The organism is Halovivax sp. (assembly GCA_007119345.1).
Taxonomy (GTDB): Archaea; Halobacteriota; Halobacteria; order Halobacteriales; family Natrialbaceae; genus Halovivax.
On record SKPV01000069.1, the window covers coordinates 1 to 8,280 of the forward strand.

At 69.3% G+C, this 8,280-nt stretch carries 10 protein-coding genes; 5 read left to right on the forward strand and 5 right to left on the reverse strand.

Annotated elements, in window-relative coordinates; genetic code table 11:
• Positions 1-125: 125 nt before the first annotated feature.
• Positions 126-407, forward strand: a complete 282-nt coding sequence (locus tag QZT59_RS05045; RefSeq protein WP_290812266.1) for a HalOD1 output domain-containing protein — start codon at positions 126-128, stop codon at positions 405-407.
• Between the two features lie 37 nt (positions 408-444).
• Here QZT59_RS05045 and QZT59_RS05050 read toward each other — a convergent pair whose 3' ends face one another.
• The 5 genes from QZT59_RS05050 to QZT59_RS05070 form a co-directional block, all read right to left on the reverse strand.
• Positions 445-1,035, reverse strand: coding sequence for a plastocyanin/azurin family copper-binding protein (locus tag QZT59_RS05050; protein ID WP_290812269.1), 591 nt, complete (start codon positions 1,033-1,035; stop codon positions 445-447).
• A 6-nt stretch (positions 1,036-1,041) separates the two neighbouring features.
• Positions 1,042-2,148 carry a hypothetical protein gene (locus tag QZT59_RS05055; protein ID WP_290812272.1) on the reverse strand — a complete coding sequence of 369 codons (1,107 nt, stop codon included), beginning with the start codon at positions 2,146-2,148 and terminating at the stop codon, positions 1,042-1,044.
• Between the two features lie 294 nt (positions 2,149-2,442).
• A complete protein-coding gene (locus QZT59_RS05060; protein WP_290812275.1) occupies positions 2,443-2,814 on the reverse strand; it encodes a helix-turn-helix domain-containing protein in 372 nt (123 codons plus the stop codon).
• 116 nt (positions 2,815-2,930) lie between these two features.
• Positions 2,931-3,320, reverse strand: coding sequence for a hypothetical protein (locus QZT59_RS05065; protein WP_290812278.1), 390 nt, complete (start codon positions 3,318-3,320; stop codon positions 2,931-2,933).
• Between the two features lie 70 nt (positions 3,321-3,390).
• Complete coding sequence (locus QZT59_RS05070; protein WP_290812281.1) at positions 3,391-4,215, reverse strand: ThiF family adenylyltransferase; 825 nt, start codon at positions 4,213-4,215, stop codon at positions 3,391-3,393.
• 551 nt (positions 4,216-4,766) lie between these two features.
• On the opposite strand from QZT59_RS05070, the gene QZT59_RS05075 reads away from it, so the two are divergent.
• From QZT59_RS05075 to QZT59_RS05090, 4 genes are all read left to right on the forward strand, one after another.
• The gene (locus QZT59_RS05075) at positions 4,767-4,946 is read left to right on the forward strand and encodes an HVO_0416 family zinc finger protein (RefSeq protein WP_290812284.1); all 180 of its coding nucleotides are present in this window, start codon (positions 4,767-4,769) and stop codon (positions 4,944-4,946) included.
• Between the two features lie 148 nt (positions 4,947-5,094).
• Entirely contained in the window at positions 5,095-5,253 is a 159-nt protein-coding gene (locus QZT59_RS05080; RefSeq protein WP_290812287.1) for a hypothetical protein, read from the forward strand.
• A 234-nt stretch (positions 5,254-5,487) separates the two neighbouring features.
• Complete coding sequence (locus tag QZT59_RS05085) at positions 5,488-7,359, forward strand: UvrD-helicase domain-containing protein (protein ID WP_290812290.1); 1,872 nt, start codon at positions 5,488-5,490, stop codon at positions 7,357-7,359.
• The coding region (locus tag QZT59_RS05090; protein ID WP_290812293.1) for a M24 family metallopeptidase at positions 7,356-8,280 on the forward strand (925 nt) is incomplete at its 3' end. The genes QZT59_RS05085 and QZT59_RS05090, both read left to right, overlap by 4 nt.

Consider the following 8,280-nt stretch of genomic DNA (forward strand, 5'->3'; position numbering starts at 1 on the left):
CCAACCGGGCGACGAGCGGTTGGAGCGGCGAAGGAGATGTCGCGGAGACCGTTCGAACGATTCGACCGTCACCGAACTCGTCCTGTCGGCAACACTTCTAACCGACGGGACGGGGACGACCGTGTATGAGTTCCAGCGATCGAGACGACGGCCCGACGCTCACGACCCGAGAGTTGGACACCGACGCGGCGGATCCGAACGTCGAGGTCGTGCGAGCGGTCTCCGAACTCGAAGGGGTCCCGCCCGGCGAGCTACCGGCGCTCTATCGCTGCATGGATCACGTCCTCGAGAACCTGTTCTCGGACCCGCCGGCGCCGGAGGCGAACGTCGAGATCTCGTTCTCCTACCACGGCTACCGGATCGCCGTCGCCCAGAACGGCACCGCCCGGTTCGAGAAGCGCGGCTGACGCCGGCCCCGGGATCCTCGTCCGCCGTCGTCGCGGCTCACTCGATCTCGATCGCGCCGTACATGAACCCCGCGTGCGGGGAGCAGTAGTACGGCTGCGTGCCGGCCTCGTCGGCCTCCCACTCGAACGTGTCGCCCTCGCTCGAAATGGCCGCGTCGAACTCGTCGCCGCCGCCGCTTCGATCGTCGATATCGTCGGTGGACGTGACGGTGTGGAAGACGCCGTCCGCGTTGACCCACTCGATCGTCGTCCCCGCGTCGACGGTGACGAAGGCGGGGTCGAAGACGAAGTTCGGCTCGTCCTCGGCGCCCTCGCGGGTCTCGACCGTCACGACGTCCTCGCCGGTCGTGTCGACGAACGCCTCATCGATCCCGTTCTCGGCCTCGCCGGCGTCGGCCCCGTCGTCCGCATCGCCGGGGTCGGACCCGTCGTTCCCATCGTCGGCATCGGCCCCGCCGTCCGCATCGTCGGCGTCGGCCCCGTCGTCAGCATCGTCGGCGTCGGCCCCGCCGTCCGCATCGTCGGCGCCGTTCTCGCCGATACAACCGGCGAGGGCGACGAGCGCGACGGCGCTACCGCTCGCCGCCCCGGCCAGCACCCGTCGTCGGCTCGGCGCTCGCTCGTCCATCCGTCGCTACTCCCCCGGCGGGGTCGGCATGAACTCGCGGTCGACGCCGACGCCGATCGGCTCGTCGTGGAACGGCATCTCGACCTCGCGGACGGCGTGGTGGACGAGCCAGGCGCCGTGCTGGTCGGGATCCTGCCCGCCGTGGCCGGCCTCCCAGCCGTCGGCCTCCCACTTGTGGAAGTGAGTGAAGTCGTCCTCCTGGCCGGCGGGGACGTCCTCGGCGGTGAATTGGCCGCGCTTCCCGATCCCGAAGTAGAGCAGGTTCTCCGCCTCCTCGGGGTTCGGTTCGTCGAAGTGCAGGAACAGGAAGACGTCCTCGGTGACCCACTTCCAGACGTGCGAGGGCGTGTAGCCGTTCGCCTCCTGCTGGGCGTCGTTCGTCCACTCGTCGTCGAAGATCTCGACGAGTTCGTCGCGCTCGTCGGCCGAGAGGTCGCCCTCGCCGCCGTCGGGCGCCTCCCAATCGGCGTCGTGGCCCTCGGAGCCGTCCGGCGGCGGGGTCGGCATGAAGTCGTAGTCGACCCGGGCGTCGATCGGCTCGTCGTGGAACGGATACTCGATCTCGCGCACGGCGATGTGAGTGAGCCAGTAGCCCTCGTCGCCCTCGTCGCCGCCGTGACCCGCCTCCCAGCCGTCGGCGGTGTGCTGGTGGAAGTGCGAGAACTCCTCGTCCGGCCGGCTCTCTTCGGTGAACAGCCCTTTCCTGCCGATCGTGATGTAGTCGAGCGCGGTCGCCTCCTCGGGATTGGGCTCGTCGAAGTGGAGCCCGATGAGCGACTCGTCGCCGACCCACTTCCAGACGTGCCGGGGCGTGTAGGTCCGCTCCTCGCCCTCGATCTCCTGCTGGGCCGCGTTCATCGGCTCGTCGTCGAAGGCCGAGACGAGCGCCCGTACGTCGTCCTCGGAGATCGGTTCCCCCTCCGGCCCGGGATCGAGGCTCAGCAGGTCGGCGTCGTCGCCGTTTTCGTCGCCGTCGTCCGCCGGCTCGCCGTCGTCGGCGTCCGCCTCCTCGTCGTCGCCACCGATGCAGCCGGCGAGCGCGACGGTTCCGCCGGCGCCCAACGCGAGGAGCAGCCGGCGCCGATCGATCGATCGCGGTGTGTTCGCTTGCATGCACCACGAGGATCGATCCCGCCGGGCATGGTGCTCCCGCGGTCGTGTACGGCCCGCACATCGCTGCGTAGGCCTTTACGTACACCCCGTCGCGACGAGTGTCGCACCTCGGACGTCGCCACTCGCCGGAGCAACCACGACCCGGCCTGCCACCGCGGACGGCCCATCACTGTGGGTGGCCAGCCACGGCCCGGCCCGTCACCGTGCGCGACCAGCCACGCCCCGACCAGCCACCGTGCGCGACCAGCCACGCCCCGACCAGCCACCGTGCGCGGTCGATCGCTCCTCGGGCGGCTACGGGCCGAACTCCTCGATCCGCTCGTGGACCTGTTCGGCCCACTCGTCGACGGCCTCGTGCATCAGCTCCTTGGCCTCCGACACCGGGATCGGGTAGTACTGGTAGACGTAGCCGCCGCCGTCGAGCAGCCGCCGCTCGCGCTCGATCAATCCCTTCTCGGCGAGCGTGGAGAGCGACCGGTTGACGTTGCTCCGGTCGCGATCGAGGTCCGCGGCCAGTTCGCCGACCGTGCTCCCCGGCATCTCGATGAGCACGACGTACGTGCGACTCTCGTGTTCGCGCACGCCGAACACGCACTCCATCACCCGCTGGAAGGCCGGCTCCTCGACGAGCATGAGCTCCTCCATCCGTCGGTCCGGTTCGCCCATAGCAAGGTATTGGCGGGCCGACCGTAATTACGTACCGGGAGTCCCGAAACGGATCCCAAAACGGCATCGCGCGCGGGTTCGAGCGGGACTCCCGGGACGACCGGAGCCGTCGAGGGTTACTCCGAGCGGTTTCGATCGGGTCCGGCGTCGGCCGATGTCGACCCCGGTTCGCCGTCCGTCGAATCCGCACCCGGTCCGCCCTCCGTCGGATCCGCACCCGGTCCGCCCTCCGTCGAATCCGCACCCGGTCCGCCCTCCGTCGAATCCGCACCCGGTTCGGCCAACCGGTACCGCTCGAGACAGGTTCGCATCTCCTCCGGGGTATCGTACGTCAGCAGCTTCACCGGCGTATCGCAGTAGTAGGTATCCGCGCTTCTGCGGATCGACATCCGCATCGTCTTTCCGAGGACGTCCACCTCGATGATCACCCGGTTTCCGTCGTCGAGCTCGCGCAGTACCTCCGTGGAGGTGAGTTCCTTCCGTCCCACCGTGACCGTCTCGGTCATCCAATCGAGAGCACATCGAGCAGGCAGATAAGTGTCCGGACGCGAGCGCCGCGAGCGACCCGGAGCCCGCTCAGTCGGCCGGGATCGAGCAGCCGCCCTCGTACTCGACGTCGTGGACCGACTCGATCGCGGGCTCGTCGCCGCAGACGGGACAGTCGGGCGAGCGGCGCACCTCGACGGTCTCGAACGTCATCCCCATCGCGTCGTACATGAGGAGTCGACCGTCCAGCAGATCGCCGGTTCCCAGTAGATACTTGACGACCTCCGTCGCCTGGACGCAGCCGACGGTGCCCGGCAGCACGCCGAGGACCCCGGTCGTGGCGCAATCGGGGACCGTTCCGGGTTCGGGCGCCTCCGGGAAGATGCAGCGGTAGCAGGGGCCGTCGCCGTCGTTGACGAAGGTGGTGATCTGCCCCTCGAAGCGGTAGATCGCGCCGTGAGAGAGCGCCGTTCCGGTCAGCGCGCAGTGGTCGTTCAACAGGTAGCGGGTCGCGAAGTTGTCGCTGGCGTCCAGGACGACGTCGCGGTCGTCGACGAGGTCGGCGACGGTCTCGGCGGTGAGCCGCACTTGGTGGGTCTCGACGTCCACGTCCGGGTTGAGCTGGGCCACGTAGTCGGCGGCGCTCTCGACTTTGGGTCGGCCGACGTCGGCGTCGCCGTGGACGATCTGGCGCTGCAGGTTCGAGCGCTCGACGACGTCGTCGTCGACGATCCCCAGTCGCCCGACGCCCGCGGCCGCGAGGTACTGGATCGCGGGCGAACCGAGTCCGCCGGCGCCGACGACGAGGGCCGAACCGTCGAGCAGCCGGGCCTGCCCCTCCGGGCCCACCTCGTCCATGATGACGTGACGGGAGTAGCGATCGAGTTGCGTCGCGTCGAGGCTCAGGTCGGTCATACGTGTCCGTTGGGGCGAGACGGGCAAAAGTGAGGGGGTAGCGAGGATCGATCGAGCGAAGCGAGCGAGAGCCTCGGGAACGCGAGCGGGGAACGGGTGCGAGGCCTCGCTGACGCTCGGCCTCGGGAACGCGAACGGCGAAGCCGTGAGCGAGTGAGCCGCGAGCAGCGCGGTTCGAGGCCGGCGGTCGAGAACCGCGTCGTGGCGACCGGTCATCGAAGGGAATTGAGAGCAACGAGATCCTGGGGGAACGGCGAACGGCGACCGGCGACCGAAGGAAGCCGTGAGCGGCGAGGATCGAGCGAGCGGAGCCAACAAGATCCTGAGGAACGCGACCGGCGAACGAGGGTGCGACCACGAGCCCGAGCGAGGCCCACGGGAGGCGATGGGTCGACCGCCGCGAGCCGATACCGATCGCCCTCACCGTCGACCACGACGGTAACCCTTCGTTACCGTCCGTCACCCCGCAGTCTGTCGATTTTTCGGCAATCGGACCGGAGACGCGCGTCCGCACCCAAACGGTTAATAGCGTGTGATGCCATGGCATGACTATGGCATCAGCTCCAGACGGTGCCGAGGACGTTTTCGACCAGTTCCTGACGGACCGCGGCCACCCCACCGAGCGAATCGGGTGGCAGCAAGACGGGCTGAAAAAGCAGTGTCCGGAGTGCAGCGGGCTCCACGACGACGCCGCCACCTCCTGTACCGTCTGCGGGTGGACGCCGCGATAGGAAGCGTGCCGGCGGGCGGATGCGCCCGACCGATCGCGCGAGCGACGTTTTGCTGTGCGCGACCTCGAAGCCCGGCGGATGGCGAGTCGAAGATTCCGCCACCGACATGCCTAATAGCAATAGATTCGCAGTGGCCGATAGAGCACGAATGCCCGAATGCCAGAACTGCGGCTCGTTCGTCACCGACGCCTACGCCAGGGTGTTCACGCCGCCCGACGTCGACGATCCCCGGGTGTGCCCGGACTGCACCGACAAGATCCGCGACGGCGCCGACGTCCGGACCGCGAGGTCGCCGCGCGGAAACTGAGACCGACGATCCCCCGCCCGGACCGCCGGCCGCTCGGCTCGACGGCTCCAGTCCGTCGATCCAACCCCCGGTTCGACCTCGCCCCTCGGCTGCAACCCCCGGGCCGGATCGTCGGTCGATTCCGTTCGGGACGGCCGGGTCGAATTCGGGGTCGTCGGGGACGACTGATTCACTCGAAGCGCCGTCGAACGAAACCCACGTCACTTATGGGGGTTGCGACCATGTACGGTGACAATGACCACGTCCGACACGACTGTCAGCCGTCTCTTCGGTGGGCCGGGGAGCGGGAAGACGACGGCGCTTCTCGACCACGTCGACGAAATTCTGGAGGAAGATGACGTCACGTTCCGCGACATCTTGGTCGTCTCCTACACGCGGGCGGCCGCCCAGGAGGTTCGCGAGCGGCTGGCCGAGCGCCTGGACGAATCGCCGCGCGCGCTGCAGGGCAACGTCTGTACGATGCACGCGAAGGCGTACGAGCTGTTGGACCTCTCTCGGGGCGACGTCATCGGCGAGTCGGACAAAGAGGAGTTCTGCGAGGAGTACGGCATCGAGTACGAGGACGAGTACAGCGGCGCCGGCCGTCGGACGGCGCGCTCGACGACCATCGGCAACAAGATCATCGCCACGAGCCAGTGGCTCCAGCGAACCCGCCGCGACGTCGCCGACTGGTACGACGTCCCCTTCCAGTGGAACGTCGAGGAGGTCCGCCTGCCGCCGGAGATCGACCCGAACGCCCAGGAGGGTAACAAGTACACCCCGACCTGGCCCTCGGACGACGACCGGACCGACGTCCCGGAGGCGATCCGCGCCTGGCGCTCGTACAAGGGCCGGGAGGGCAAGGTCGGCTTCGCGGACATGTTAGAGCGCGTCAAACAGCGCTCGCTCGTGCCGAGCGTCGACTACCTCGTCATCGACGAGTTTCAGGACATCACCACCCTCCAGTACGACGTCTACCAGGAGTGGAAACCCCACGTGAAGCGGGTGCTGATCGCCGGCGACGACGACCAGGTCGTCTACTCCTGGCAGGGTGCGGATCCCGCGCTCTTGCTCGAGGAGGAGGTCGACGACGACGTCATCCTGCCGAACTCCTACCGGCTGCCGTCGAACGTCCTGAACGCCGTCAATCGGGAGATCAGCCACATCGAGGTCCGCCAGGACAAGGACCTCAACCCGCGGAAGGAAGGCGGAGCCGTCGAGGCCCGACAGGGCGGTTCGATGCTCGACGTCGTGCGAATGGTCCGACGGAGCCTCGTCGAGGACGACGGGACGATCATGCTGCTGTTCCGGGCGCGCTACCAGATGTTCCAGTTCATCGACGAGTTCATCACCGAGGGCGTCCCCTTCACCGCCCTGACCGACCAGCGGATGTGGACCGACCGGCTGACCCAGTACGTCCGCGCCGTCGAGGCCATCGAGGCCGGCGAGGACGTCGACGGTCTCCAGGCACGCCGGCTCGCCGACATGCTCCAGGACTCGGCGTTCGGCACCAACGAGCGCGACGCGCTCTTCGACGCCATCGACGAGCTCCAGGAGGAAGCCGACGTCGACGATCTCGAGGACCTCACCGTGCCGGCCGACGTGATCGACGACCACGTCCCCTTCATGCCGGACTCGACGTCCGCGGCCGACATGCTGCGGAAGGTGACCAGCTTCCAGAAGAAGTCCGTCCGCGCGTACTTCGCCATCGGCCAGTACAAGGGAATGGACACCGACCGGGTGCGGGTGGGCACCATCCACTCCGCGAAGGGTCGCGAGGCCGACCACGTCTTCGTCGCCACCGACCTAACGGAGAAGGTCGTCGAGCAGATGGTCGCCTCCGTCGACGACCCCGAGGACGTCCCCGGCGTCGACGAGTTCACCAAGACCACCTCGCCCGTCCCGGTCCTCACCGACAACGAGCGCCGCGTCTTCTACGTCGGGATGTCGCGCGCCCGCGAGCGGCTCGTCCTCCTCGAGAATCTCGTCGACGGGGCGCCCACGCTCCCGATCGACGTCCTGCTCAACAACCGGATCACGGGCGCCGACATCGACGAGCTCGTCGAGCAGGCCCAGCGACCCCTCGAGAGCGAGCCCGAGGCCGAGCCGGAAGCCGAAGCGCCGTGACGGCGCCGGCGATCGAACCGATCCGAGCGGCCCTCGCGGACCGGGGCGCCGACGCCTTCGTCCACGCCGGCTCGCCGTCCGATCCCGGTCTGGACTACCTCCGCGCCCGAGGGTCTCCCACCGTCGACGCGGGGTCGACGATCGCCGCGGCCGTCACCCCCGACGCCGAGTTCGCTCTCGCCGCCGATGCGGATCGCCATCCGGCCGAGCGCCTCGCCGTCGCCCTGTGCGATCGCGGGCTGTCCGGGACGCTTCTCGCGCCGCCGTCGATCCCCCACGACGCGGCGCTCTACCTCGAGGGTGCGGGATTCGAGCTCGCCTCGAGCGACGCCCTCGACCGGGCGCGGGCGATCAAGACGGCGGCGGCGGTCGAGCGAATCGAGCGGGCGCAAGCGGCCGCGAGCGCGGGCCTCGATCGAGCCGCGTCGGTGCTGGCGGGCGCGACGGTCGAGGACGGTCGCCTCCACCGGGACGGCGCGCCCCTGACGGCCGAGCGCCTCCGACGGCTCGCCGACGTGGCGGTCGTCGAATCGGGCGCCGTCCCGGCCGGGTCCACGCGAGTCGAGACCGTCGGCTCGCCGGCCGAGCCCCGTCCGCCGGCGAACGGTGACGGCGCGACGGGACCGGACGAGCCGCTCCGTTCCGGCGAGCCCCTCGTCCTCGAACTGGCGCCCCGCGAGCCGTCGGGGTACCGGGCCGGACTCGTCAGGACGCTCGTCCCCGGCACCGACGGCGGCTGGGAGCGGCGAGCGCACGTCGCCGTCGAGAGCGCGCTGCGCTCGGCGAGGACGATGCTCGCCGCGGACGGGGCGACCGTGGATGCCGTCGAGACGGAACTCGAGGCGGAAGTGCGTTCCTTCGGCTTCGGTCGGGGAGCGTCGGGATCGGTCCACGGAGTCGGGCTCGAGGCGCGCGAGCGGC